Here is a 25,444-nt window from a genome sequence, read left to right as displayed (position 1 = left end):
ACCACCGCAACCCGGGATCAGCCGATGTCGGCCAACCGGGGCAGCACCTCGTCGCCGAGCCGCTGGGCGAACTCGACCGGGTGCCGGTCCGGCGTCACCTGCACCTCGCTGACGCCGAGCGCGGCGTACTCGGACACCTCGGCGAGGAACGCGTCGGTGTCGTCCAGCGGCGCCTGGGCGGCGACAACCGTCTTCTCGATGGTGTCGTAGTCGCGGCCCTCGGCGGCGCAGTGCCCGCGCAGCACGTCCAGCTTGCGCGCGATGTCGTCGATGCCGCCGCGACCGAACAGGTTGCAGGCGTCGGCGTACCGGGCCACCAGCAGCAGGGTCTTCTTCTCGCCGCCGCCACCGATCATGATGGGCGGTCGCGGGCGGCTCAACGGCTGCGGCGAGTTGATGGTCTCGGCGAGCTGGTAGTGCTTTCCGTTGAACGGGCCGTCGTCGGCGCTCCACATCTGGAGGCAGATGCGCAGCGTCTCCTCCAACCGCTCGAACCGCTCGGCCACCGGGACGACCGGCACACCCAGCCCGAGCTGCTCCCGCTCGTACCAGGAGGCGCCGATGCCGAGGCGGGCCCGGCCGCCGGAGAGCACGTCGAGGGTCGTCACGGTCTTGGCGAGCAACCCCGGATAGCGGTACATCACGCCGGTGACCAGCACGCCCAGTGTCATCCGCTGAGTCTTCGCCGCGACGTAGCCGAGCGTGGTGTACGCCTCCAGCATCGGCTCCTCGGCCGCGAACACCGCGTCCATCTGGAAGAAATGGTCCATCACCGTGAACGACGCGACGCCGGCCTGTTCGGCGGTGGTCGCCGCCTCCGCCAGGGTCGGGGCGATCGCTGCCGGATCGGCCGGGGTCGAGTAGTTCCAGTAGTGCAGCCCGAGCTTCATCTTCGACACCTCCGCACCGAGCCTAGTGCGCCTCGGGGGCGGTTCGGCGATTCGACGGGGATACACGGCTGACCTGCGCGGCGACCAGCGAGTCCAGATGACGGCGCAGGACGTCGCGCAGCAGATCCGGCGGGAAACGCTGCGGAAACATCACGGCCTGCAGTCCCAGCCCGTCCAGCAGGGCACGGAGTCGGACGCTCTCCAGCTCCACGTCGAAATCCGCCGGCAGGCCGCCGGCCGCCTGCGCACCCTGCAAAGTGCGATGGACCAGTCCGTCGAGCGTCTGCTGCATCGCCTCGGCATGGCTGAGCAACTGCGGGCGAGCGCGGGCCGCCGTGGTGAACGTGTGCCGGAGAATCACCTCGTCGCGCCGCGCGTCGTCGAGCGGCAGGAACTCGGCGAGGAGTTCCTCGGTGCGACGACGACGGTCCTTGCGGCTACCGCTGGACGGGCCGAGCAGGCGCTGGGCGTGCGCCCAGATCCGCTCGCCAACGCGGCGTCCGAGCTCCTGCGCGGCGAAGATCATCAGCTCGTCGTGGTCGGTGAAGTAGTGCCTTACCGATCCAACCGCCAGCCCCGCCTCGTCGGCAACATTGCGCAGCGTCGCCGCTTCCAGGCCATCGCGCGTGACGACGGCGTACACGGCGTCGGCCACCGCACGGCGGCGCTGCTGGGGATCGACGATCTTCGGCACAGGGCTTTTATAGCACGCCCATGCCATGATAATTTAGCACCGTGATGCTAAATACGGCGGCGCGGTTGTGAACGGCTGGGTCCTGGCGGCGATCATCACTCTCGCACTGATCATCGTCGTGGTGAGGCGACTGATCGGCGAGCCGCTGAACAGGCGTGATCTGTGGGTACCACCGACAGTCCTCACCGCGATCGGCCTCTACACCCTGTCCAAGACCAACGGCCTGCACGCCGACGACTACGCCTGGCTGGTGGGCGGGACCGCATTGGGCCTCGCCCTCGGCTTTCTCCGCGGCTCGTTCGTCGTGGTGTACGAGAAGCGCGGCTTCCTGTGGCAGCGCTACCGTGGCCGGACCTTCGCTGCCATCGCCGGCACGCTGGCCGTGATGCTCGGCTACAGCCTGCTGGGCGACCAGCTCGGCATGCAGCCAGGAGCACGCCCGATCCAGCTCTCCATCGGCATCAGCTTCCTCGGCGAGGCGCTGGCCGTGACCCGCCAGGGACTCGCCCTGCGGGTGCCGTTCGCACCCGAACGTCGATGACGACGGCAGGCCTGCGCGGTGTCCATTACCGGATCATGACAATTCGTGGATCACGTGCGGATATCCGGCTGGCAGCTTCTGCTGAGTGATCCAACTGCTGTCTCGCACCGAGTCCCGGCCCGCCGACATGGAGTCCGACGCGACGCGCGTCCGATTCCGTCACCGGGCCGGGACCACCCCCGCCGTGGGACGACCACAGCGGGCCGAGTGGGCCGACGCCGCCAAAGGCTTCTGCATCATCCTCGTCGTCCTGTGGCACGTCGTCGTGAAGGACTATCTCCAGATCGACTGGCACGTCGGCGTACCGGTGCCGGGCTTCTGGGGAACGCTCGGTGAGCAGTTCCTTCCGCTGCGGATGCCGCTGTTCTTCACCATCTCGGGCGTCTTCGCCGCGAACGCTGCCCAGCGGCCGTGGCGGGTGGTCGCCCGCAGCCGGATCGCCGGGTTCCTCTACCTGTACGCCGTCTGGCTGCTGATCCACACCGCGATCCTCGCCGCCGCACCGCAGCTGCCGACCGACCGTGCCACCTCGGCCCTCGGGCTGCTGGAGCAGCTCACCATCACACCGTCCAACCTCTGGTACCTGTACGCCCTGGCGCTGTACTTCACGATCGCCAAGGCGACCCGCCGGGCGCCCCGGGTGCTGGTCCTCGTCCCCGCCGCCGCGCTGTCCGCCGTCGCCGCCGCCGGCCTGCTCGACACCCCGGGCAACCGAGCCGGTCTCTACCAGAACCTGGTCTTCTTCCTCGCCGGCCTGTACCTGCGGCCGCAGATCCAGCAGTGGGCCGACACCGCCAGCCGCCGCCGGCTGTTGCTGACCTCGGGCGGCTATGTCCTGGCGCTCACGGCGATGGCGGTGACCGGCGCCCAGCGGTGGTTCGGGGTATGGCCGGCGGTCTCCGTGCTGGCAGTGATCTTCGGCATAACCGCCGCTGCCCGACTGTCCCGGTGGTCGGCGCTCAGCGCACCGCTGGCTAGGCTCGGCCGCATCACTCTGCCGATCTACGTCATCCACATGCCGGTCCTGGCCCTGCTGCACCGGCTGTTGCTCGTACCGGTTTCCGGGCTGGGTGGGTCCGCTCAGGGCCTGTTCGTGCTGGGTTATCCGGTTTTGCTGACCGCGCTGGTGATCGGCCTGAGCCTGGCCGTCCACCGCGGGCTGCTGGCGGTTCGCGCGGGTTGGCTGTTCGCGCTCCCCGGCCCACGGCGGGTGGAGGTGGCCGGATGAGCGCCCTCGCCGAAGCCCTGGTCGACCTGGACGCGATCGCCAGCAACGTGCGGACGATCGCGGCGGTCACCGGCACCGGACTGATGGCAGTGGTGAAGGCCGACGGGTTCGGCCACGGCGCGGTGCAGGTGGCCCGAGCCGCGCTGCGCGCCGGGGCCTCCTGGCTGGGAGTGACCTCGACGGCAGAGGCGCTGGCCCTGCGCGACGCGGGTGTGACAGCGCCCACGTTGAGCTGGCTGCACAGCCCGGACGACGACTTCGGTATGTTGATCAAGAATGGCGTCGACATCGGTGTGTCCACGACGACGCACCTGCACGCCGTCGCCGACGCGGCCCGTCTGCTCGGTGTACCGGCGATGGTGCAGCTCAAGGCGGACACCGGGTTGTCCCGCAACGGGGCCGCCGGGGACGACTGGCCCGAGTTGGTCGGTTGGGCCCGCAAGTACGAACGAGAGGGTGGGATCCGGGTGCGCGGGGTGTGGTCCCACCTCGCCGACGCCGACCTGCCGGGCGCCCCCGCGCTCACCCGTCAGGTGGCGACCTTCGAGGAGGCGCTGCGGACCGCACGGTCGGCCGGCCTGGACCCCGACCTGGTCCACCTGGCCAACTCGGCGGCAGCGCTCTCCGCGCCACGGACCCGCTTCGACCTCTGCCGGATCGGGATCGCCCTCTACGGTGTGGACCCGTTCGGCGCGAGCGGTCCGGGCGAGTTCGGGCTGCGCCCCGCGATGACCCTGCGGACGAGCGTGGTCAACGTCAAGCGGGTGCCGGCCGGTACTGGCGTCTCCTACGGACCCGAGCACGTGACCGGCGCAGCGACCACGCTGGCGCTGCTGCCGCTCGGCTACGCCGACGGGCTGCCCCGGGCCACCGGTGGTCGCGCCTCGGTGTGGCTCGCCGGTCGGCGGTGCCCGATCGTCGGACGCATCGCCATGGACCAGTGCGTGGTCGACGCCGGGGATCTTCCCGTGACGATCGGCGACCCGGTCGTGGTGTTCGGCCCCACCGAGGGTGACCAGAGCCCTCCGACGGTCGTCGACTGGGCCCGTTGGGCCGACACCAACCCACACGAGATCTTGACCGGCATCGGGGCCCGGGTGGCCCGCGAGCACCTCCACGGAAGGGCACGGAACTCATGACAACCCGACTGGCAGTGCTGTACGGCGGGCAGAGCGGCGAGCACGAGGTGTCCCGCCGCTCGGCGGCGAGCATCCTCGCCCACCTGGACCGTGCGCGGTACCAGGTCACCGAGGTGCTCATCGACCGCGACGGCGGGTGGCACGTCGGCGGCCGACCGACGCCCCTCCCTGCGGCGTTGCGCGTGCTGCGCGCCCAGGACGTGGTGTTCCCGGCCCTGCACGGCCCCTACGGTGAGGACGGCACCGTGTCGTCGCTGCTGGAATGGCTCGGCGTGCCGTACGTCGGCAACGGCGTCTTCGCCAGCGCCGCCGGCATGGACAAGGGGGTCACCAAGCGGCTCCTCGCGGCGGAGGGCCTGCGGGTCAGCCCGGGGGTTACCCTGCGTAACGGCGAGGACCTGTCGCCCGAGGACCAGGGTCGGCTGGAGCTGCCGGTCTTCGTGAAGCCGGCCCGCGCCGGGTCGAGCCTGGGCGTCGTCAGGGTCGACGACTGGGCGGGGGTTCCCGCCGCGCTGGAGCAGGCCCGCCAGGTCGACCCGAAGGTGCTCGTCGAGCAGGGGGCGCGGGGGCGCGAGATCGACGTGGCCGTCCTCCAGCACCCGGACGGTCGGGTGCAGGCCGGTCCGCCGCTGGAGATCCGGGTGACCGGCGCCGGCTTCTTCGACTACGACGCGAAGTACGACGGCGGGGCGATCTTCCAGATTCCCGCCCCGCTCGACGCGGCGACCACCGAGGTGCTTCAGGACCGCGCGATCCGCGCCTTCCAGGCCCTCGACTGCCGCGGCCTGCTGCGGGTCGACTTCTTCCTGCCCGCCGAGGGGTCGCCCGAGCCCATCGTGAACGAGGTCAACACGTTTCCCGGTTTCACCGCCGCGTCCCAGTTCCCGCAGATCTGGCAGCAGGCCGGCATCGGGTTCCCCGCCCTGATCGACATCCTGATCGCCGGCGCGCTGACCGACCAGGACCATGGCAACCACAGCGGGTTGCCCCGGCCGGCCCGAGCGGTCGACCTGGTGTGAGGCGGTGGTCGGCGCCCGGTCACTTGAACGGACACCGGCGGGCTGCTTGGGCACCGTCGGGCGCGACGATGGTGACCGGGGTCGAACTCGCCACCAGGCCGGTCTGGGCGGCTGCGTCGACCGCCGTGCAGATGATCTGGTCGGTCGCCGTCGGCGACAAGGGTCGCGTCGTCCCGGTCGCTCGCACCGTGAGACCAGCGGTTTGACCGGCACCGGGCGTCACCTCGACGACCGTGGTCAGACCGGCTGGCACTTCGCTGGTCAGACCATCGCTGCGTTCGTTCTCCTCCGGGCCGGCGGCGAGCAGGGCAAGTGCGTCGCTCGGCGCGGCACCGCCAACCGCGTTGACGGGGCGGAGGACCAGCACCAGTTCGCCCTGCGCGACCAGGTAGAGCCCGGCGCCCTGCCCTGGGCCGCTGACCGCGGGACGACCGGTGATGACGGCGCTGGGCCGTACCCCACAACCCGCTGCCAGCAGCGTGCCGAGCAGCAGTCCGCCGACGAGCAACGCGCGGCCGGTCCGCCGGCCGGTCACCGGGCACCTCCGGCGTCCGTCGTCTCGCGGGGCAGCCGGAGCGTGAAGACCGCGCCGCCATCCGGGCCGTTGCCGGCGACGAGGGCCCCCCGTCGCTCGCCGTGGCGGTGCAGCCGCGCGTTCTCCCAGGAGATGGCGAGGCCGAGGCCGCTGCCCTCGGAGCGGGTCCGCGCGGTGTCGGCCTTGTAGAGGCGGTCGAAGACGTGCGACAACACCTCCGGGCGCAGCCCTGGCCCCTGGTCGGCCACCTCGATGGTGACCCAGTCCGGGTCGGCGCTCAGGCGCACCGAGACCGGCTCGGCACCGTGCCGGAAGGCGTTGCCGACCAGGTTGGCGACGATGACGTCCAGCCGGCGGGGATCGAGCCGGGCCACCACGCCGGGTGGTAGCTCCGTTCGCACCCGGTCCAGCCAGCCGCGGATCCGCAGGGTCGCGGTCACCGCCGCGGCCACGTCCACGTCGTCCAGGGCGAGCCGCGCGGTGCCGGAGTCGAACCTGCTGATCTCGATGAGGTCGTTGACCAGTTGGGTGAGGTTCTGCGTCTCCTGGCTGACCAGCCGGGCGGCCCGGCCCGCGTCCCCCGGCAGGTGTTCCGCCTCCTCGTCGAGCACGTCGGTGACCGCAGTCATCGCGGACAACGGCGTACGGAGTTCGTGCGAGACGTCGGCCACGAAGCGGCGGGCGTCGGATTCCATCCGTCGCAGCTCACCGACCTGCCGTTCCAGCGTGCCTGCGGTGTCGTTGAAGGTCCGCGCCACGTCGGCCAGCTCGTCGACACCCCGGACCGTCAACCGGGTGGTCAGGTCGCCCTCACCGAGGCGGCGGGCCGCCCGGCCCAGGTCGCGGACGGGTCGCAGGACTCCGCGGGCGGACAACAGGGCCAGCAGGACGGCGAGGACCAGGGACAACCCGCCGGTCAGCCACGCCCTGGTGGCGAGCCGGTCGATGCTCTGCTGTTCGGGCACGAGGCTGCGCACCGAGTAGACCTCCAACCCGGATGGGCGGGACGTGCCGTCGGGTCGGTCGAGCCTCAGTTGGGTGCCGATGAGCAGCCAGGGTTGTCCGTCCAGCGAGACACGCTGCCAGGCGAGGCGACCGTCCCGGACCTTCTGCCGCAGCTCCGGGGTGAGCGGGTCGACGGGTGCGGAGCCGCCCTGTGCCCGCAGGTCCCGATAGACGACCACCGCGAAGCTCTCCCGGTCGCTGAGGCGCTGAGCCATCAGTTCGAGGTTGTCCTGGGTCGGCGGGAGTTGGCCGATCGGATAGCCCTTGGTGAGCTGGTCGGTCAGCGACATCACCGCGGCGTCCTGCGCCTGCTGGAGGATGACGGTCCGGGCCTGCGCGTAGCTGCCGCTGGCCACGACTGCCGTGGTGGTGATCCCCAGCAGGGCGAACGCCAGGAGCAGCCGGACCCGTAGGCCCGAAACCTGGGCGGCGACCGAGCGCCAGAACGTCACAGCGGCCCGAACCGGTATCCGAAACCACGCACGGTCTGGATGAAGACCGGCGCCGACGAATCGGCCTCGATCTTGGCGCGTACCCGCTGGACGCACGCGTCCACGAGTCGCGAGTCGCCGAGATACCCGTGCTCCCAGACGGCCTCCAGCAGCTGCTGGCGGCTGAGCACCTGACCCGGTGTGTGCGAGAGTTCGAGCAGCAGTCGCAGCTCCGTCGGGGCGAGGCTGACCGGCGTTCCGTCCTTGCTGACCACAAGCGCGGCCCGGTCGATGGTCAGCGCGCCGTGCTGTTCCAGGCCGGCCCGGTCGCCGCCGCGCCGCGAGTCGCCACCGGTGCGTCGGAGCACCGCGCGGATGCGCGCCTCGAGGACCCGGGCCTGCACGGGCTTGACCACGTAGTCGTCGGCCCCGGCCTCCAGGCCCGCCACCACGTCCATGTCGTCGTTGCGGGCGGTGAGCATGATGATCGGCAGGTCACCGAGCTGCCGAATCCGGCGGCAGACCTCGAACCCGTCCATCCCGGGCAGCATGAGATCGAGGACCACCACGTCGGAGGGGGTCGTGCGCAGCCGCTCCAACCCCTGCTCACCGGTGCCCACGGCATGCACGGTGTGGCCCTGTCGGGTGAGCGCCAACTGCAGTCCGTCGCGCACCGTCTGGTGGTCTTCGATCAGCAGGACCTGGGACATGTCGTCAAGTATCCCATCATGAGATCTTTCGGGCTTCGCTCGATGGCGGCGGCTCAGGGCTCCGTGCGGTGAGCGGCACCGCGAAATCCGTGGAACGCACCAGGAACACCACGGCGCCCACCAGGAACATCGTCGACGCGGCTGCGGCCACGATGGCGACCAGCAGCCCGCGCTGCACCGACGCGGCCAGACCGGGCATGACCACCACCAGCGCCCAGACCACCACGACCAGCCCGAGTCCCGCCTCGGCCAGCCTGCGCCAGAGGCTGCCACCGTCGGCACCGCCGACCGCGGCCCGGTCGCCGGGCCAGGCCGCCAACGCGGCCGCGGCCAGGCAGAACAGGGTAACCCCCAGCAGTACGCCACCGAGCACGTCACTGAACCGGTGCCAGCCCGCGATCATCGTGGCGGCGGCGATCACCGAGACACCTGCCGCGCCCGGCACCGCCAACCACCGCCGGGCCCAGCCGGGCAGGACCAGCATGAACGCCAGCAACAGGGCCGTCGCCGCCGCGACATGACCGCTGGGGAAGCTGTTGTGGGTGGTGGAACTCTGGATCTGCAGATCCGGGCGGGGCAGCGCCGACTTCACCGCGCCGGCCACCAGCACCGCGGAGACGACCAGGCCCACGCCGACGACAGCCGCCACCAGCCGTCGGCCCAGCACACCCACCAGCAGCACGACACCGAGCAGGGCCGCGATGAGCGTCGGGCTGCCGAAGGTGGCCAGCACCGTCTTGGCCGGGCCCACCAGCACGGTCTGCTGCTCGTACCCGCCGCCCCGCTCGGCGCGCGGCAGGAGAACGCCGTCCAGCCACTGCCCGGGGTACGTCCGCACGAAGACGGCGGCGGTGAGCGCGAGGGCGAACAGACCGCACAGCGCCGCCGCGAGCAGTCGCAGCCCCAGCGGCACCGCCGGGCGGGCGTGGGGCAGCGGTCGCGCCGGACCTGGCGTCGACCGCCCGACGGAGTACAACGATCCGATGGACATGGCGACCATGCTCGCCCCGGCAGGTCCGTACACCGTGCGCGAATTGTCTTGGTTCTGTCACAACCACCCCACCGCTTCCGGAGAGGCGCATCGTCGGCGGTGGGGGCCGGGTGGACCTGGACGGTAAGCGAGATTCACATGCTTACATGCAGCGATGGTTAACCCAGCCGAGATCAGCCACCACTAGGGTCAGGACGCCGATCGATGTTTCGGTCGACGGTGCGAAATCCATCCGGAGTGAGTTGGGAACCGGAAGGTGTTGGCAAATGCAGGAAATTCCAGTCGCCAGCCTGGTCATCGGCATCGCGTCCTCGCCGGCCGAGCGGCGGCAGCTGGCCCGGCTGCTCGGCGGCAGTGACGCCTTCCTGATCGTCTCGACCGTCGACCAGGCACGAGAGTTCCTCGGGGTGGTCGAGGCGCGTCCCGTCCCGGCTCCCCCGACCACTGTGGCGCTCGCCGAGGTGGCGCCGAGCCCACAGCCACCGCCGCCGGATCTGGCCGTCGACTCCGACCGCCGGGTGCTGCGGTGGCGCGACCAGGAGATCGACCTGACCCGGTTGGAACACGACGTTCTGCTCTGCCTGGTGCACGCGCCCGGCCAGGTCTGGACCTATGAGCGCCTGCACCTTGAGGTCTGGGGCAACCGGCACCTGGGCCGGGGCTCCGACATGCACTCGGTGGTCCGGCGGGTGCGCGGCAAGCTCGCCCGGCTCAACGCCGCGGCGACGATCCACTCGGTGCGCGGCGTCGGCTTCCGGCTCGCCCCCGCCTGACCGCCCCGGACACGGTCCGGCCCGCCTGGTCGGCGACCAGGCGGGCCGGACTTCGTCGGCTAACGCTCAGGCGTCAGCACTTGATGGGCGCCAACCCGAAGTTCTCCACGGTGGGAGTGGCGGTGTCGATCCTGGTCTGACGGGTCTGCGGCTTCCAGCCGTCCTTGGCCACGATCATCGTGAGCGGGTTGTTGCGGCGGTCCACCCAGTAGGCGTACCTACCCTCGGCATCGGTGGCGAAGGTGTACGACGCCGCCCACGAGTCGACCTGCACGACCGCGCCGCTGAGCGGTGAGGTCGCACCCTGGCAACTGGTGCCGGTGACCGTACCCATGAGCTTGCCCCAGGTCTTCGGCGGGTTCGCGGTCATGGTCACCGCGACCGGCGCCACCGAGTACGGGGTGTTCTCGGAGATCGTGACCGCGCCGGAGTAGGTGCCCGGCTGGTCCACGTTCGCCGTCAGACCGACGGTGACCGTGACCTTCGCACCCGGCGCGAGGGTGACCGCCGACTTGTCGATGGTCATCCAGCTGACGTCGGCGGCGGACTCGGAGCATCCCTCGAAGCCCGGGAGCACCTCGCTCTCCGGAGCCGCGTTGAAGCTCCCGGACGAGCCGCCGATCTTGTAGAAGCCGCACGCCGCGCCGCCGCGGTACCGCGCGGTGTTGGCGTTGGGCAGGTTGGACCACGAACCGGCGGCCGGGTCGAAGGCGAAGCCGGCGTTGCTGATGGCCCCACCCTGCGAACCACCGACGACGAGGAGCTTGCCGCTGGCGACGGCGTACGAGCTGGCCCAGTTGTCGGCCGGCGCGTCGGCGACGGCGGTCCACGTGTTGGCACCCGGGTCGAAGGCGTAGCTGGACTTCTGCGCGGCGGAACCGTCGTTGCCACCGGTGCAGTAGAGGACGCCGTCGATCCCGCCGCAGGAGGCGAAGGCCACCGACTTCGGGTAGTTGGCCACCGTCTCCCACTTGTCACTGCTGGGGTCGTACCGGACGACGCTGTTCGACATCGGCAGGCAGGCCGCCGTCGTGCAGCCGCCGACCGCGTACAGCTTGCCGTCGACGACGGCCTGACCGGCCGCGGCCCGCGGCGCCGGGTTGTCAGCCAGCGCCGTCCAGGTGTTGGCCCCCGGGTCGTACGACCAGGTGGCGGAGTCCGGGCCGGAATCGCCCCAGCCACCGCTGACAATGATCTTGCCGTTCACCACGCCCGCGGTCAGGGCGTTGCGCGCGCCGGGCAGGTCGGCGATAGCCGTCCAGGTCTGCGCGCCCGGGTCGTAGGCGTAGTTCTTGGTGCTGGAGGCCTCACCGTCGCCGCCACCGAGCGAATACACCTTGCCGTCCAGGTTCACCACCCGGTTGTCCATGATCGTGGCCGGGTAGTTGGCGATGTCGGTCCACGGCGCCGCCTGCGGACCGGCCGCCGCGGCAGCCGCCTTGGCCTCCTTGCCGGACGCCTTCGCGGCGAACGACGTCGGTACGGTGAGCCGCTGCTCCGGCGCGCCACTGGACCCGAGCGCCTGCTGCCGGGTGACCTTGGAGCCGTCCGCCCGCAGGAGTTCGAAGCCGTTGTCCCGCTCACCGAACTTGACCTCGACCGGCGCGCCGCCGATGTTGGTCACCGTGAACGACTTGCTGGTCTTGCCGTTGGGCATCTGGAGCGTCGCGCTCAGCTGCGTCGGCGTCACCGCCAGTCGACCGGCCGCGAGCTGGAAGTTCGCGGTGGTCGCCCAGTCGGCCTCGACGTCGACAGACTTGGTCTGGCTGACGTAGTTGCCGGCGGTCGCCGTGAACTGGTGCTCGCCGGTGAGCGACGAGTAGATCCAGTAGAAGCCGTCGGCCAGCCCCGGGTCGTCCGGGGTCGCCACGGTGACGGCCTTCTCGGCGGGCCGGTCCTTGCTGGTGACTGTCGCGCCGTTGACGTAGCTGTCGTCGTTCTTGTCGCGGACGTTGCCGACGACCAGACCGCCGTCGACCGGCACGCAGGTGACCTGGCTGCCGATCAGGACGTTGTCGACCTCCCACCACCAGTCGTACGAGGCGTCGTAGTAGTGGAACCGAACCTGCACCTGCGCCTGACCGGCGGCCTGCGGGATCGGGATCTCGGTCAGCTTCGGTCCCCGGACGTCCGTCTCCTGCCGGAGCACGTTGGTCCAGGTGGTACCGCCGTCGATGCTCAGGTCGACGTCGGCGGTGTCATCGTTGAGCTGGTTGAAGTCCTGGTTGAACCGGATGACCGGAGCCGTGACGCTGGTCAGGTCGACCACGGGGCTGACCAGGGAGGTGTCCTGGGTGGTGCCCGCTCCGTAGGCGTCGCTGTCGACCATCGCGAAGTTTCCGCTGGCGCCGGTCAGGTTGCCCCGGTCGCCGTCGTCGGTGAACTTCCAGACCTGACCGCTGTTCGCGTTGTCCACGACGGCCCAGCCGGCCGGCGTGGTCGTGCCGTCGAAGGTCTCGTACTCACCGTCGGAGCCGAACGTGTATCCGGGCGCGGTGGTGCAGACGCTGGTGTCCACCGGCACGGCGACGTTGGCGGTGACGTTGCCCGAGCCGACCACGACCTGCTTGGTGACGGTCTGGTAGCCCGGGTACTGCGGCTCGTACGTCAGGGTGTACGTCTGCCCGGCCGGCAGCTTGATGCTGTAGCGGCCGTTCGACGGGGTGGTGTAGTCGTAGACGCCGGACACGCCCGTCACTGTCACCTTCGCGTACAACGGCCAGCCGTGGCCGGAACCGTCGGTGACCGCTCCGGTGACGTTGACACTCGGCACCGCAGTGAGGGCGACGTTGAGCGTCGTGGTCGCGCCCTTGGCGACCGTCGCCGTCTTGGTGGTGCTGCCGTACCCGAACGCCGCGACGGCGACCTGGTAGTCGCCGGCGGGGAGCTGGGTGGAGAACTTGCCGTCGGCACCGGTGGTCAGCTCACGCTCGGACGGGCCGGTGAGCGTCAGGGTCGCGCCGGCGATGGGGGCGCCGGAGGTCGCGTCGGTGACCGTGCCGGCCAGCGTGCCGATGTCGCCGGTCGGGGCGGCGTTGAGCAACGCGAGGGCGTCGAGTCGGCCTTCGCCGTAGACGTTGTTGTCCGCCGCGGTGCCACCGCACTGGTCGTCGGCCTTGTCGACGGCCGCGCCGTTGAGCAGCGCACGGGTGGCGTTGACGTCACCGACCAGCGACGGCGCCGCCGAGTACAGCAGCGCGATCGCGCCCGCGAGGTGCGGTGCCGCCATCGAGGTGCCGCTGGCACTGCCGTAGATGCCGCCCGGAAGGCTGGACCGGACGTTCACGCCCGGCGCGGAGATGTTCGGCTTGATCTCGCCGTTCTGACCGGCGCCACGGGCGGAGAACCCGGCGACGTTGTTGTTGACGTCGTACGCGCCGGTCGAGTAGTTGCTGACGAGGCTGCCCGGCGAGCCACTGCTCTGGCAGGCCGGCCCACTGTTGCCGTTGGACCAGGTGCCGAAGATCCCGGATGCGGCCCAGGCGTCCGTCACGTCCTCCATGAACGGCTCGTTGGACGGGTCCCGGGTGCCCCACGAGTTGTTGATGATGTTCGGTCGCTTGCTCGCGTCCGCGTTCTGACCGTTGAGGTCCAGCGGCTCGAGCATCCACTGACCGGATTCGACCAGAGCGGCGTCACTCGGGCAGCAACCGTTCGCCGCGATCCACTTGACCCCGGGGGCGACACCGATCTGGTTCGCGCCGTCGGAGCCGGCCATGGTGCCCATCGTGTGCGTACCGTGGCCATCGCCGTCGCAGGGGGCTGTCGCGCAGGCCCCGGTGGCGTCGGCGGCGTTGAACCAGTTGTAGTTGTGGTCGAACGTCCCGTCACCGTTGTTGCCCCGGTAGGAGCTCACCAACGCCGGGTGGTTGAACTGCACGCCGGTGTCGATGTTCGCGATGGTGATGCCCTCGCCCTTGACGCCGTACTGGGACCAGACGTCGTCGGCGTTGATGTTGGCGATGCCCCACTCCAGGGCGTTCACGGTCTTCTCGTCGGTGCCCTTGGTCGTCTCCGGCACCTTGTACGCGACCGGGGCGTAGAGGCCCTCGACCTCCGAGTGCCCGGCGAACTTCTGGGCCATCGCCAGGGAACCGCTGTTCACCTTGATGGCGTTGGTGACCCAGAAGGTCTGGTACTTCGTGCCCGAGCTGTCGAGATCGGCTCGGACCTTGCCCTGGCTCGCGGCGGCGGTCTTGCGCAGCGCGTCCGCCACCGCCGTTCCCCGCTTCGACCAGTCCTTGATGGCGCTGGCCTTGCTCAGGTCCGCCCGATCCTTGAACCGGATCCAGAAGTCCCCTTCACTCTTGGCCTGGAGCTGCTTGGCGAGCTCCGGTCGGATCTTGTCCCCGGTCGGGGCGCCCGCCCCCATCGCAGCGCCGGGCGCGGCCTGCGCGCCCGAGCCGATGGTGGCCAAGCATGTCGCGGCGAGGATCGTCGCCGCGCCGGCGCTCACCAGTGATCTGGCTGCGCGCCGCCATTGTGGACGTCTGAACATCGGTGCTGCCTCCCTCAGAACGACCCAGGGTGTAATGGGCCATGGTGGACCTCCCCCATGCACCGCGCGGGTCACGCCGGTTGCCCGAGTGGACACTATGATCGAGAAGAACGGACGATCAAGAACTTGCCGTGAGCAACTTGTCGCTAAGAGTTGCCCTGACTGGCGGCGCGCCTGCCAATCATTGTCAGTACCGTGACGAGAGCTGGGCAGGGATGCCCATCGATCCCAGGTGGTGCGGTGGCCGAGGACGAGGCAACGGTGAACAGCGGTGATCCGGCCGACGAGCCGTTCCCACTGCTGATCGCGGTGACCCCGTCGCCGGCCGAGCGCATCCGGCTCGCCGAGCTCCTCGACGGCATCGCTCCGCTGCTGCTGGTGGCCGACCTCGACGAGCTGCGCCGGCTGATCGCCGCTCCGCAACAGGTCGCCCCACCCGAACCGGCGCCGGTCGCCGCCCTGGTGATCGACTCGGCCCGCTCCAGCGCCCGCTGCGGAGCACGCGAAATCGACCTCACCCGCCTGGAACACGACCTGCTGACGTGCCTGATCACCGAGCCGGCCCGGGTCTGGAGCTACGCCGAGTTGCACCGGTCGGTCTGGGGTGACGAGGGGCGGGAACGCAAGGCGGACGTGCAGTCGCTTGTGAAGCGGCTGCGCCGCAAGCTGCACGACCTGGGCACCGGGGCCACCATCGATGTCGTCCGCGGTGTGGGGCTACGGCTGACCGACCACCAGCACGCGCGGGTCGAACGGGCCTGACGGCGCCGTCGCATGAACTGATCCCACCCGGGGTACGCCAGGAAGATCAGCATCAGCAATGGCGACGAAGCACGCTGGCAAGGAGAGTCAAAATGGCATTCCCCAATCCCTCGACCGTGTCCATCGGGCTGAAGAAGGCCGCGCACGTCGGGATCGCGGTGAGCGACCTCGACCGCTCGGTCGCGTTCTATCAGGCCCTGCTCGGCGCGGAACCGGTCGTCCGGGACGAGAGCATGCACGGTGCCGGGTTCGCCCAGTCGCAGGGGTTGCCGACGACGAAGCTGCGGTACGCCACGTTCAACCTCGACAACCTCGGGATCGACCTGATCCAGTTCCAGGAGCCGGTCGGCGACGCCGCCCAGGTGGCCGCCAACCGGCCCGGCTCGATGCACCTGTGCTTCCACGTGGACGACGTGCGCGCGGTCTACGACCGGATGAGCGAGGCCGGGTTCACGTTCCTCGGGCAGCCGTACACGTTCGCGTCCGGCGAGGTGCACCCGGAGGCGGCGGTCGGCACCGAGGTCGCGTACTTCAACGACCCGGACGGCACGAACCTGGAGATCATCGCCCCGAAGGGTGGTTTCGCCCGCAGCGAGTGAGCCCACCCGGGTGGCGTGGGGCCGGGCCCGCGGGTCCGCGTTTTTTGGTAACAGCATGGTGCGAACCGGCCGCCACGTAACGTGAGGTGAAGCCGGTAATCGGCTGACGCCAGACGTGCGCCGAGCGGCGCCACCGCGGCGCCGCTCGGCCAACTGCCGGGTCGGACAGCTCGGCAACGTCGCTGCCTACTCAGCCGCAGGAGGTGTGGACGATGCCCATGCTGTCGGTCTTCGATCCCCGGCACACGGTCGCTCCCCCGGGATACAGCCGCTGGCTCATCCCGACCGCGGCACTGGCCGTGCACGTGTGCATCGGCCAGGTCTACGCGACGAGTGTCTACAAGAACTCCCTCATCGCGCACTTCGACGTCAGCCAGACGGCGATCGGGGCGATCTTCAGCATCGCCATCGTCATGCTGGGTTCGTCGGCGGCGGTGGGTGGCCGTTGGGTGGAGCGGAACGGACCGCGCCGGGCGATGTTCGCCTCCGCCTGCTTCTGGGCGGTCGGCTTCCTGGTCGGCGCGCTCGGGATCGCGACCCAACAGCTCTGGCTGCTCTACCTCGGATACGGCGTGATCGGCGGCATCGGGCTCGGCATCGGCTACATCTCGCCCGTCTCCACACTGATCAAGTGGTTCCCGGACCGGCCCGGCCTCGCCACCGGCCTGGCCATCATGGGGTTCGGCGGCGGCGCCCTGGTCGCCGGCCCGCTCGCGCGCCAACTGCTCTCCCTCTACGACTCCGGCTACAACCCCGACAACCCGGCCGCCGTCGCGTCGGGACACGCCCTCGTGGCGCTCTTCGTCACGTTCGGCATCGGCTATTTCGTGATCATGATGTTCGGCCCGTTCAACGTCCGGGTTCCGGCGCCGGACTGGCGGCCCGCCGGGTTCGACCCCGCGAGCGTCGCCGCCCGACCGCTTGTGACAACGGCGAGCGTGTCCGCGTCGAACGCGGTGCGTACCCGGTCGTTCTGGCTGCTGTGGATCGTGCTGTTCTGCAACGTCACCGCCGGCATCGGCATCCTGGAGCAGGCCAGCCCGATGATCCAGGACTTCTTCCGGGACAACGGCACCGCCACCACGGTCTCGGTGACGGCGGCGGCCGGTTTCGTGGGAGTGCTGTCGCTGTTCAACATGGCCGGGCGGTTCGTCTGGTCGACGACGTCCGACCTCATCGGCCGCAAGCCCATCTACATGGTCTACCTCGGCGTGGGCATGGTGCTGTACCTGCTGCTCGCCGTGGCCGGCCACTCCGCGACCGCGGTCTTCGTGCTGATCGCCGCCGCGATCATCTCCTTCTACGGCGGTGGCTTCGCCACCATGCCCGCCTACCTGCGTGACCTGTTCGGCACCTTCCAGGTCGGGGCCATTCACGGCCGGATCCTCACCGCCTGGTCGGCCGCGGGTGTCGCCGGCCCGCTGATCGTCAACGGGATCCTCGACACGAAGGGCAAGCCCGGCACCCTCACCGCGGCCGCGTACCGGCCCGCGCTGTTCACAATGGTCGGCATCCTCGCCATCGGGTTCATCGCGAACCTGCTGGTGCGTTCCGTGCCCGAGCGGTTTCACGAACCGAACCGAGGGCCCACCTCGCCCGTGGCGAAGGCCACCGTCACCGAGCCTGTCGCTCTCGGGCGGGACAGCCAGCCGCCCGCGCCGCCGCGCGTCGGTAGCCAGACCGGGCGGCTCTGGTTGTCGTGGCTGCTGGTCGCGGCGCTACTCGGGTACGGCATCGTCCAGACCGCCATCACCGCCGCGAAGCTGTTCACCGGCTGACGCGCGGCGGCCTGTCGCGGCCGGACCTCTTGCACCGCAACGGAAGGCGCCCCCTTCAAGGGGCGCCTTCCGGTTCGTCGATCCCCTCAGAGTTGGGTCGCCGACCGCTTCTCACGGAGCCGCTCCCGTTGTGGCACGACCGTGTACTTCGGATCGCGGGCCGACACTCGTCCCGCCTCGAAGACGCCGAACCGGGTGGCGACCGACGATGCCACGAGGGCGGCGCCGGAGATGGCCGACAGGACCCGGCTGCGTCGGCTGACCAGCGCGGTGGCGGCGCCGACGGCGAGCAGGGCGCGTCCGGCCTTGACCAGCCGGCCGCTGCGTCCGTGCGTGTAGGGCTCGCCGGTGAGGCCCTGCCGCTCCAGCCGGTGCCCCCCGCCCAACTCGATGGCCGCGGCGGCCAGGGCGAGTCGTCGCAGCGGGGCGGTCTCCGCGGCCGGTGCCGCGATCAGACCGACACCGGACGCGGCGGCGAGCGCGCTGCCGGCGAAGACGAACGGCAGCGACGGGTAGGCGTCGTGCCAGGACGGAACGGCCGTGTCGGCGAGCAGCACCCCGGTGTACGTGGCCAGCGCCGGTGCGGTGGCCGCCGCGGCCAGGCCGGCCACGTTGCCGATGGGCGGTGCGATCCGACGGGCGAGGCCGAGCACGCCGTGCTGCGGGAGCAGCGGCGCGAGCTCGGTGACCGCAGCCACGCCGGCCAGCGGGCCGAACGCGGCGAGAATCCAGGTGCCGACCGACATCGGTGAGGTCACCTTGGCGACCCGGAGCATGTGGTGGAACCGTGTCGGTCGGCCGAGGTCGTGGACCAGCAGGTACGTGCTGGCGGCGACGCCGCCGAGGGCCGTCCAACGGCCCACCGTGCGCAGCCCGGGTCGTCCGGTCAGTTGGGCGCCCGCGCCGATCAGCGCACCTCCGGCGGCGAGGCCGCCGGTGAACAGATAGCCGGCGATGTCGTACTTCCACACCGGTGGCTTCAGAACCGGCCGGCCGTAGTAGGAGGCGAAGTCGGCCGGCGGCACCGTGAGCTGCTCGCCGCCGCGGGTCATCGCCGCCTGCCCAGGAACGCTACCGCCGTGGCGAGCGCCATCGTCATCGCCGCCAGGCCGGCGCGCTTCCACATGGCCGGCAGGTCGCGGGTGGTCACGATCGGGTCCGGTGGCAGCCCGTACACCTCCGGCTCGTCGAGCAGCAGGAAGAACGCACCGTCACCACCGACGCCGTCGTTCGGGTCGTGCCCGTACAACCGCGCCTCCGGCACACCCCGCTCGTGCAGCTTCGCCACCCGCGCGGCGGCCCGCTCCCGCAACTCGTCCAGTTCCCCGTACTGGATCGACTCCGTCGGACACGCCTGCGCACACGCCGGGGTCATGCCCGCGCCCAACCGGTCGTAGCACAGCGTGCACTTCCACGCCCGACCATCGTCCTTGCGTTGGTCGATGACCCCGTACGGGCAGGCGGAGATGCAGTAACCGCAGCCGTTGCAGATGTCCTCCTGCACCACCACGGTGCCGAACTCCGTCCGGAACAGCGAACCTGTCGGGCAGACATCCAGGCAGGCAGCGTGGGTGCAGTGCTTGCACACGTCCGACATCATCAGCCAACGGAAATCCGTCCGTCCCTCCGCGCCCGAGCCCCTCCCCGGTGGCTGCGCACCCGGCATCCCCAGAAACTCCGGCCCGCCCGACATCCGGGCCGCCGCGGCGGGCGAGCCGGTCTCCAGGCCAGGGTCCGTCCCGGTGTCGGTGCTGGTACGCGCGCCGACCGCCGCCGTGAGCGGGCTGACCGGTGGCCCGTCGGGTTGCTCCTCGAACGCCGGAGTCGACCAGCCCGTCGAGCGGGGCTGCTCCACGAACGCGACGTGCCGCCACGAGTTGGCGGTCAACGCGCCCGTGTTGTCGTACGACATGCCCAGCAGGTCGAGCCCACTCTCCGGGACTCCGTTCCACTCCTTGCAGGCCACCTCGCACGCTTTGCAGCCGATGCAGACGCTGGTGTCGGTGAAGAACCCCATCCTCGGCGGCGGGTTCTCGTAGCCGGCGTCGGGTGCGGGGTCCAGCGGTCCGTACAGGGCGTTGGCATGGGGCATCGGTCAGGCCTCCTGGTCGCTGCTGCTGTCGGCGACGTCGGTCGTGACCATCGGGGGGTAGCGGTGAACGAGGTCCCCCGACCGCCGCCGGTAGTCGACGACGAGGTCCAACAGGTCCTGTCCTCTGGGGCGTCGTCCGGGCCGGACGTCGCACGTGCCGACCTTGCTCTCCTGGATCAGGACGTTCGGGTCGAGGGTGATGCCGAACAGGTCGTTGGCCGAGTCGCCGGTCACCAGGCCCTCGTAGCTGAAGTGGTACGGCAGCCAGACCTGGTGGATGATCCGGCCATCCACTCGCAGTGGCGTCACACGGTCGGTCACCAGCACCTTCGCCTCGACGGCGGCGCGGCTGGTGACCAGGTGGGCCCAGCCCAGGTGACGCAACCCTCGCAGGGCCGCCAACTCCGGCGACACCTCGACGAACATCTCGGGCTGCAACTCGGCCAGGGGCGACACGGTTCGGCTCATCCCGCCGGCGGTGTGGTGCTCGGTGAGCCGGCTGACCGTGAACACGTACGGGAACACCTGGCTGTGCTCCTGCGGCGGGCTGGGGTTGAGCGTGTTGATCGGGTGCGTGTAGACCTTGCGGGTCGGGTTGGCCTGCTGTCGGTAGAGCGGGTTACGCACCGGGGACTCCACCGGCTCGTAGTGGGTGGGCATCGGTCCGTCGAGCACGCCGGTGGGCGCGTACAGCCAGCCCTTGCCGTCACCCTGAAGGATGAACGGATCGTCGCCGGCGATGCCCGCCACGCCCGAGGCGTCGCGCTCGGGTCGGTAGTTCGGCGGTTTGGTTCTTTCGAAGTCCGGCACGTCGTAGCCGGTCCACTCGCTCTTGTCCGCGTCCCACCAGACGTAGCGTTTGCGCTCACTCCACGGGTTGCCGTCCGGGTCGGCGGACGCGCGGTTGTAGAGGATGCGCCGGTTCGCCGGCCAGGCCCAACCCCACTCGGGTGCCACCAGGGACTGCTCCGCGCCGGGTTTGCGCCGGGCCGCCTGGTTGACGCCGTCGGCGTACACCCCGGTGTAGATCCAGCAGCCGCCGACGGTGGAGCCGTCGTCCTTCATCTCGGTGAACGACGCCAGCGGGCGGCCGGTCGCCACGTCGTACCCGTTGATCTCGCGCAGCACCGCCTCGGCGCTCGGCTCGACGTTCGGGCCGTGCGTGGGGTAGTCCCAGGCGAGGTCGAGCAGCGCACGGTCGCGCGGCTTCGTCGACGTCGCCAGCCGTTCCCGGATGATGCGACCGAGGTGGTAGAAGAACCAGAGTTCGGAGCGGGCGTCGCCTGGTGGCTCAACGGCCTTCTCCCGCCACTGCAACAGCCGTTGGGTCTGGGTGAAGGTGCCCTCCTTCTCCACGTGCGAGGCGGCGGGCAGGAAGAACACCTCGGTCCGGCACTCCTCGGGAATGATCTCGCCGGTCTCGATCTCCGGCGCGTGCTCCCAGAACGTCGCGCTTTCGATCATGAACAGGTCCCGGACCACCAGCCAGTCGAGGTTGGCCATGCCGAGCCGCTGCGCCCGACCGTGGGCCGAACCGACAGCCGGGTTCTGCCCCAGCAGGAAGTAACCCTTGATCTTCCCGTCGATCATGTCCAGCACCTGCTGATAGGTGCCGTGGTCGCCGGTCATCCGCGGCATGTAGCCGTAGCAGTAGTCGTTGTCGGCGGTGGCGGCGTCACCCCAGTACGCCTTGAGCAGGTTGACGCCGTAGGTGCGGGCGTTGCCCCAGAAGCCCTTCTGGCCGGGGTGCGCGATGCTGTCCACCCACTCGGCCAGGGTCGGGTGGTCAGCGTGGTGCGGCATCGGCAGGTAGCCCGGAAGCAGGTTGAACAGCGTCGGGATGTCGGTGGAGCCCTGGATGCTGGCGTGCCCGCGCAGGGCCATCACCCCGCCACCCGGGCGGCCCATGTTGCCCAGCAGAAGCTGGATGATCGCGCCGGTGCGGATGTACTGCACGCCGACGCTGTGCTGCGTCCAGCCCACCGAGTAGACGAGCATGCCGGTCCGGTCCCGGCCGGAGTTCTCCGTCCACGCCTGGGCCAGTTCGAGGAACTTCTCCTGCGGAATGCCGCAGACCCGTTCCACCATCTCCGGGGTGTAGCGGGAGAAGTGCCGCTTGAGGATCTGGTAGACGCAGCGCGGATGCTGCAGGGTCTCGTCACGTTCGGTCCGGCCGCCGACCGGCGCGCCGTGTGACTCGTTCTCCAGCCCGGCCGCCGTCTCCCGCTGCGTCTCGCTGTCGCGGGTCGTCTGGTTCTGCGAGTGGCCCTCGTACCGCCAACTGGACTGATCGTAGGTGGCGTTGTCGTCGTTGAAGCCGGAGAAGAGGCCGTGCATGTCCTCGGTGTCGGCGTACTCCTCGGTCACGATGGTCGCGGCGTTGGTGTAGGCGACGACGTACTCCCGGAAGTCCAGCTCGTTGTCGAGGATGTAGCGGATCACCCCGCCGAGCAGCGCGATGTCGGTGCCCGCCCGGATCGGCAGGTACGAGTCGGCCAGCGCGCTGGTGCGGGTGAACCGTGGGTCGACGTGGAAGACCTTCGCCCCCCGGCGCTTGGCCTCCATCACCCACTGGAAACCCACCGGGTGCGCTTCGGCCATGTTCGAACCCTGGATGACGATGACGTCGGAGTTCGACAGGTCCTGCTGGTACTGGGTGGCGCCGCCACGACCGAAGCTGGTCCCCAGACCGGGGACTGTGGAGGAGTGTCAAATACGGGCCTGGTTCTCGATCTGGAGCGCCCCCATCGCGGTGAACAACTTCTTGATGAGGTAGTTCTCCTCGTTGTCCAGCGTCGCCCCACCCAGACTGGAGATCCCCAGCGTCCGGTTCAGCGGGCGCCCCTCGGCGTCGACGTCCTCCCAGGTCTCGTCCCGGGCCGCTAGGACCCGATCGGCGATCATGTTCATCGCCGTGTCCAGATCCAGGTCCTCCCACTGCGTCGAGTACGGCCGGCGGTAGCGGACCGTGGTCTGCCGCAACGGACTGGTGACCAGGCTCTTGCTCGCCGAACCCTTCGGGCACAGCCGACCCCGCGAGATCGGACTGTCCGGATCACCCTCGATCTGACTGACCCGCCCGTCCTTCACGAACACCCGCTGACCACAACCCACCGCGCAGTACGGGCAAACAGACCGGGCCATCGAATCAGCGGTGTCGGTACGGGCGGTGAGCGCACGGGACCCGTCAGACTTCGCCGCCGCACCCCGCCCCAGCGGGTCCGTGCCGGTGAGCTGGCGGTAGACCGGCCAACCCTCGAACCAGCTGCGCACCCCCATCGCCGCACCTTCCCGACCAATCCCGCCAAATATGAACACTCCGACGGTAGATGAGGTGCCGGCCCGGTCGCAGCGGGATCAGAAACAGTCATGCCTTCCCCGGCAATTTCGGGCAGGTCGGGAGAGGCATGGAGTACGGCACCGGTCAGCCCGGTAGCGGCTGGCCGATGTGCTGGTCGCCGAAGGTCCGGTAGCGGCGCAGCTCCCAGAACAACCAGCCGATGCTGATGATCGCCAGCACGACGAAGACCAGCGAACCGGAGAACGTGTCCCACAGGGTGTGCAGGACGACGACACCCAGGAACGTGCCGATGAACCCGAAGACCCGACCAGCGCTCGGGCTCGCCAACAACGCCCAGAGCGCGCCGGCGGTCAGCCCGGTCCAGGCGGTGTGACCGGCGGGCGCCGTCAGCCCCCGGATGAAGAGCGTCTGCTCCACCGCGCCGATGTTGCCCTGCGAACTCAGCAGCGCGCTGAAGGCGTAGCCCATCGTCTCCAACGCGGCGAAACCCATGCCGGCCGCGACACCGATGATCAGCCCGTCCGAGGGCACCCGACGCCGACGCTGGGCCACCACCGTGAACAGCAGCACCACCGGGACGATCAGCTTCGCCGACTCCTCGATCAGTGCCACGAACAGCATCGGCAGGGTGCCGAGGCCGCGCAGCGTGTCGTACTCCAGGGTGCCGGCGACCACCGTGCCGATCACACCGCCGAAGAACGCCGACGTCACCAACACCGACGCCGGCACCTGCCACCGCCCGGTGCGGGCCTGCGCGAACGTCAGGAACGTCAGCGGAACCAGCGTCGCCCCGAGCAGGATCAACGCCGGTACGAAGTTCGGATTCTTGGTGCTGACCAGGGTCCGCAGCACCGCCAGATAAAGGATCAGCCCGACAACGAGCACCCCGACCCACGCCCACCGGCGCCATTGATCACGCATAACGCGCAGTCTGGCGGATCCCTGTTACGAACACTAGCCATGGCAGTGACCGCGTGTTCGAGGAGCGGCGGCCGGCGCGCCGGGCTGGCTTCAAGTGAGGTCGCGTCGCCCTGCCACGAGCAAGGCGAGGCCCACCGCGCCCGCGGCGTACAGGAACAGGAGCCCGAACGCCACCGGCAACGCCACCACGCCGCCCAGGTGGGCGACTGTCGTGATGAGGCCGATCGGCAGGTAGTCGCCGATACCGAATGCGAACCCCAGGAGCATCTCGACGAACTGCCATCCGATGACGGCCCCGACGGCGACGGCCGGCTGGGGCAGCAACACCCCGATGGCAGCGCCGAGCGCGCCGGCACCGCCAGGTAGTCGAGGCCTACGGTCCGGCGAACGAACTCGCTGCCGACCACGGCCGCGGCGCAGGCGGCCACGACCACACCCACCACGACGAGCGAGACGTCCATGAAGTCGACGACGCTCGTGTTGTCCTCCACCGGGTCCAGTGCGGCATCCAGCAGGCTGACGAAGGCCACGATCGGGAGGACGAGGAGCACCGCCCAGCTCGACCGCACGGTACGGAGTTTCATCAGCTCGGCGCGGGTCAGCGCGATCATCGGATCGAGTCCTTTCCGCTGGTGAGGCGGAAGTAGGCCTCTTCCAGTGAGGGTTCAGCAGCGAGAAGACGGTCCACGCCGATGCCGTGGTCGAAGGCGACCCGGCCGACGGCGCGGGGGTCGTTTCCGGCGACGGTCAGGGTGGCCCCGGTGTGTTCGAGGACCTGGTGGCCCTCGTCGGCCAGCAGAACCGCCAGGCGGTCCGGCTCGGAAACGCTGATCTGTACTGTCGGTTCGCCGGCGAGCTTTCTCAACCCGGCCAGCGTCTGCTGGGCGATGAGCTGGCCGTGCCCGACCACGACCGCCTTGTCGATCATCAGCGCGAGTTCGGCCAGCCCATGGCTGGACACCAGCACGGCACGCCCCTCGGCGGCGAGGCCGCGGAGGAACTCGCGCAACCAGCGGACGCCCTCGGGGTCCAGCCCGTTGGCGGGCTCGTCGATTATCAGGATCGCGGGATCGCCGAGCAGGGCCGCGGCCAGGGCGAGCCGCTGGCGCATGCCGAGCGAGTAGCCGCCCACCCGGCGGCCGGCGGCGCGTTCCAGCCCGACGCCGTCGATGACCTCCTGAACCCGCCGCGGGGAAAGCCCGGCCTGTCGGGCCAGGATCCGTAGGTGGTTGCGGCCGGTGCGGCCCGGGTGCACGGCGCTGGCCTCCAGAACGGTGCCCACGGTGCCCAGTGGGTCGGCCAGCTCCCGGTAGGGGCGGCCGGCGACGTGCGCCCGACCGCTGTCCGGCCGGATGTGCCCGACGAGCGAACGCATGGTGGTGGTCTTGCCGGCGCCATTGGGGCCGATGAAGCCGACCACGCTGCCGTACTCGGCGCTGAAGCTCAGGCCATCGACGGCTTTGAGCTTGCCGAACCTCTTGGTCAGCGCCTCCACCTCGATGGCGTACGAACTGGTCATGGGCATTCTTCTCCTTCT

Annotated in this window: 21 protein-coding genes; 8 read left to right on the top strand and 13 right to left on the bottom strand. The window is 70.1% G+C overall.

The features are described from left to right. Window positions 1–17: 17 nt before the first annotated feature. Together ACLQ3B_RS12750 and ACLQ3B_RS12745 are read right to left on the bottom strand one after the other, a co-directional pair. Window positions 18–890, bottom strand: coding sequence for an LLM class F420-dependent oxidoreductase (locus tag ACLQ3B_RS12750; RefSeq protein ID WP_425780363.1), 873 nt, complete (start codon window positions 888–890; stop codon window positions 18–20). Window positions 891–912: 22 nt separating this feature from the next. Then, window positions 913–1,584, bottom strand: a complete 672-nt coding sequence (locus ACLQ3B_RS12745; protein WP_425780361.1) for a TetR/AcrR family transcriptional regulator — start codon at window positions 1,582–1,584, stop codon at window positions 913–915. A 67-nt stretch (window positions 1,585–1,651) separates the two neighbouring features. Between ACLQ3B_RS12745 and ACLQ3B_RS12740 the strand changes: the two genes are divergently transcribed. The 4 genes from ACLQ3B_RS12740 to ACLQ3B_RS12725 all read left to right on the top strand — a co-directional run bounded on the left by ACLQ3B_RS12740 (window position 1,652) and on the right by ACLQ3B_RS12725 (window position 5,511). After that, window positions 1,652–2,125: a DUF1453 domain-containing protein gene (locus tag ACLQ3B_RS12740; protein ID WP_425780359.1), complete on the top strand. Its 474-nt coding sequence runs from the start codon at window positions 1,652–1,654 to the stop codon at window positions 2,123–2,125. A 184-nt stretch (window positions 2,126–2,309) separates the two neighbouring features. Then, window positions 2,310–3,353, top strand: a complete 1,044-nt coding sequence (locus ACLQ3B_RS12735) for an acyltransferase family protein (protein ID WP_425780357.1) — start codon at window positions 2,310–2,312, stop codon at window positions 3,351–3,353. After that, window positions 3,350–4,492: an alanine racemase gene (alr, locus tag ACLQ3B_RS12730; RefSeq protein WP_425780355.1), complete on the top strand. Its 1,143-nt coding sequence runs from the start codon at window positions 3,350–3,352 to the stop codon at window positions 4,490–4,492. The genes ACLQ3B_RS12735 and alr overlap by 4 nt, the downstream gene beginning before the upstream one ends. Then, complete coding sequence (locus ACLQ3B_RS12725) at window positions 4,489–5,511, top strand: D-alanine--D-alanine ligase family protein (protein ID WP_425780353.1); 1,023 nt, start codon at window positions 4,489–4,491, stop codon at window positions 5,509–5,511. Before alr ends, ACLQ3B_RS12725 begins: the two co-directional genes overlap by 4 nt. A gap of 19 nt (window positions 5,512–5,530) precedes the next feature. On the opposite strand, the gene ACLQ3B_RS12720 is transcribed toward ACLQ3B_RS12725, so the two are convergent. The 4 genes from ACLQ3B_RS12720 to ACLQ3B_RS12705 are packed head-to-tail and all read right to left on the bottom strand — an operon-like array spanning window position 5,531 to window position 9,183. Then, entirely contained in the window at window positions 5,531–6,046 is a 516-nt protein-coding gene (locus ACLQ3B_RS12720; RefSeq protein WP_425780351.1) for a hypothetical protein, read from the bottom strand. After that, window positions 6,043–7,503 carry an ATP-binding protein gene (locus tag ACLQ3B_RS12715; protein ID WP_425780349.1) on the bottom strand — a complete coding sequence of 487 codons (1,461 nt, stop codon included), beginning with the start codon at window positions 7,501–7,503 and terminating at the stop codon, window positions 6,043–6,045. The genes ACLQ3B_RS12720 and ACLQ3B_RS12715 overlap by 4 nt, the downstream gene beginning before the upstream one ends. After that, on the bottom strand, window positions 7,500–8,192 hold the full coding sequence (locus ACLQ3B_RS12710) for a response regulator (protein WP_425780348.1): 693 nt from the start codon (window positions 8,190–8,192) through the stop codon (window positions 7,500–7,502). The genes ACLQ3B_RS12715 and ACLQ3B_RS12710 overlap by 4 nt, the downstream gene beginning before the upstream one ends. Before the next feature lie 16 nt (window positions 8,193–8,208). Beyond that, window positions 8,209–9,183 carry a phosphatase PAP2 family protein gene (locus ACLQ3B_RS12705; protein ID WP_425780346.1) on the bottom strand — a complete coding sequence of 325 codons (975 nt, stop codon included), beginning with the start codon at window positions 9,181–9,183 and terminating at the stop codon, window positions 8,209–8,211. A gap of 266 nt (window positions 9,184–9,449) precedes the next feature. Here ACLQ3B_RS12705 and ACLQ3B_RS12700 point away from each other — a divergent pair, with 266 nt between their 5' ends. Continuing rightward, on the top strand, window positions 9,450–9,956 hold the full coding sequence (locus ACLQ3B_RS12700) for a winged helix-turn-helix domain-containing protein (RefSeq protein ID WP_425780344.1): 507 nt from the start codon (window positions 9,450–9,452) through the stop codon (window positions 9,954–9,956). A 73-nt stretch (window positions 9,957–10,029) separates the two neighbouring features. Here the strand turns inward: ACLQ3B_RS12700 and ACLQ3B_RS12695 are convergent, their stop codons facing one another. Further along, window positions 10,030–14,454, bottom strand: a complete 4,425-nt coding sequence (locus ACLQ3B_RS12695) for a S8 family serine peptidase (RefSeq protein ID WP_425780342.1) — start codon at window positions 14,452–14,454, stop codon at window positions 10,030–10,032. Window positions 14,455–14,694: 240 nt separating this feature from the next. Here ACLQ3B_RS12695 and ACLQ3B_RS12690 point away from each other — a divergent pair, with 240 nt between their 5' ends. The 3 genes from ACLQ3B_RS12690 to ACLQ3B_RS12680 all read left to right on the top strand — a co-directional run bounded on the left by ACLQ3B_RS12690 (window position 14,695) and on the right by ACLQ3B_RS12680 (window position 17,593). Continuing rightward, complete coding sequence (locus tag ACLQ3B_RS12690) at window positions 14,695–15,216, top strand: winged helix-turn-helix domain-containing protein (protein ID WP_425780340.1); 522 nt, start codon at window positions 14,695–14,697, stop codon at window positions 15,214–15,216. A gap of 92 nt (window positions 15,217–15,308) precedes the next feature. After that, entirely contained in the window at window positions 15,309–15,815 is a 507-nt protein-coding gene (locus ACLQ3B_RS12685) for a VOC family protein (protein WP_425780338.1), read from the top strand. Window positions 15,816–16,033: 218 nt separating this feature from the next. Then, the gene (locus ACLQ3B_RS12680) at window positions 16,034–17,593 is read left to right on the top strand and encodes an OFA family MFS transporter (protein ID WP_425780893.1); all 1,560 of its coding nucleotides are present in this window, start codon (window positions 16,034–16,036) and stop codon (window positions 17,591–17,593) included. 86 nt (window positions 17,594–17,679) lie between these two features. Here the strand turns inward: ACLQ3B_RS12680 and nrfD are convergent, their stop codons facing one another. The 6 genes from nrfD to ACLQ3B_RS12650 form a co-directional block, all read right to left on the bottom strand. After that, window positions 17,680–18,645, bottom strand: a complete 966-nt coding sequence (nrfD, locus tag ACLQ3B_RS12675) for an NrfD/PsrC family molybdoenzyme membrane anchor subunit (protein WP_425780336.1) — start codon at window positions 18,643–18,645, stop codon at window positions 17,680–17,682. After that, window positions 18,642–19,685, bottom strand: a complete 1,044-nt coding sequence (locus tag ACLQ3B_RS12670; RefSeq protein WP_425780335.1) for a 4Fe-4S dicluster domain-containing protein — start codon at window positions 19,683–19,685, stop codon at window positions 18,642–18,644. The genes nrfD and ACLQ3B_RS12670 overlap by 4 nt, the downstream gene beginning before the upstream one ends. A 3-nt stretch (window positions 19,686–19,688) precedes the next feature. After that, the gene (gene fdh / locus ACLQ3B_RS12665) at window positions 19,689–22,964 is read right to left on the bottom strand and encodes a formate dehydrogenase (protein ID WP_425780334.1); all 3,276 of its coding nucleotides are present in this window, start codon (window positions 22,962–22,964) and stop codon (window positions 19,689–19,691) included. A 145-nt stretch (window positions 22,965–23,109) separates the two neighbouring features. Next, window positions 23,110–23,907, bottom strand: a complete 798-nt coding sequence (locus tag ACLQ3B_RS12660; protein WP_425780332.1) for a PrsW family intramembrane metalloprotease — start codon at window positions 23,905–23,907, stop codon at window positions 23,110–23,112. 90 nt (window positions 23,908–23,997) lie between these two features. Next, window positions 23,998–24,234, bottom strand: a complete 237-nt coding sequence (locus ACLQ3B_RS12655) for a hypothetical protein (RefSeq protein ID WP_425780330.1) — start codon at window positions 24,232–24,234, stop codon at window positions 23,998–24,000. A gap of 280 nt (window positions 24,235–24,514) precedes the next feature. Further along, complete coding sequence (locus tag ACLQ3B_RS12650; protein WP_425780328.1) at window positions 24,515–25,426, bottom strand: ABC transporter ATP-binding protein; 912 nt, start codon at window positions 25,424–25,426, stop codon at window positions 24,515–24,517. Between the last annotated feature and the right edge of the window lie 18 nt (window positions 25,427–25,444).

Origin of the sequence: Micromonospora sp. DT53 (assembly GCF_049841535.1) — a bacterium.
Lineage (GTDB): Bacteria > Actinomycetota > Actinomycetes > Mycobacteriales > Micromonosporaceae > Micromonospora.
Note: the sequence above shows the minus strand (reverse complement) of the source record. Positions and strands in the feature narration are given on the sequence as shown.

Excerpts from the sequence above, each read along its gene's own strand:
- ACLQ3B_RS12750 (WP_425780363.1), bottom strand. The coding sequence starts at position 890 with ATGAAGCTCGGGCTGCACTACTGGAACTACTCGACCCCGGCCGATCCG.
- ACLQ3B_RS12680 (WP_425780893.1), top strand. The coding sequence starts at position 16,034 with ATGCTGTCGGTCTTCGATCCCCGGCACACGGTCGCTCCCCCGGGATAC.
- ACLQ3B_RS12685 (WP_425780338.1), top strand. The coding sequence starts at position 15,309 with ATGGCATTCCCCAATCCCTCGACCGTGTCCATCGGGCTGAAGAAGGCC.
- ACLQ3B_RS12660 (WP_425780332.1), bottom strand. The coding sequence starts at position 23,907 with ATGCGTGATCAATGGCGCCGGTGGGCGTGGGTCGGGGTGCTCGTTGTC.
- ACLQ3B_RS12670 (WP_425780335.1), bottom strand. The coding sequence starts at position 19,685 with ATGCCCCATGCCAACGCCCTGTACGGACCGCTGGACCCCGCACCCGAC.
- alr (WP_425780355.1), top strand. The coding sequence starts at position 3,350 with ATGAGCGCCCTCGCCGAAGCCCTGGTCGACCTGGACGCGATCGCCAGC.
- ACLQ3B_RS12695 (WP_425780342.1), bottom strand. The coding sequence starts at position 14,454 with ATGTTCAGACGTCCACAATGGCGGCGCGCAGCCAGATCACTGGTGAGC.
- nrfD (WP_425780336.1), bottom strand. The coding sequence starts at position 18,645 with ATGACCCGCGGCGGCGAGCAGCTCACGGTGCCGCCGGCCGACTTCGCC.
- ACLQ3B_RS12700 (WP_425780344.1), top strand. The coding sequence starts at position 9,450 with ATGCAGGAAATTCCAGTCGCCAGCCTGGTCATCGGCATCGCGTCCTCG.
- ACLQ3B_RS12725 (WP_425780353.1), top strand. The coding sequence starts at position 4,489 with ATGACAACCCGACTGGCAGTGCTGTACGGCGGGCAGAGCGGCGAGCAC.
- ACLQ3B_RS12710 (WP_425780348.1), bottom strand. The coding sequence starts at position 8,192 with ATGTCCCAGGTCCTGCTGATCGAAGACCACCAGACGGTGCGCGACGGA.
- ACLQ3B_RS12705 (WP_425780346.1), bottom strand. The coding sequence starts at position 9,183 with ATGTCCATCGGATCGTTGTACTCCGTCGGGCGGTCGACGCCAGGTCCG.
- ACLQ3B_RS12650 (WP_425780328.1), bottom strand. The coding sequence starts at position 25,426 with ATGACCAGTTCGTACGCCATCGAGGTGGAGGCGCTGACCAAGAGGTTC.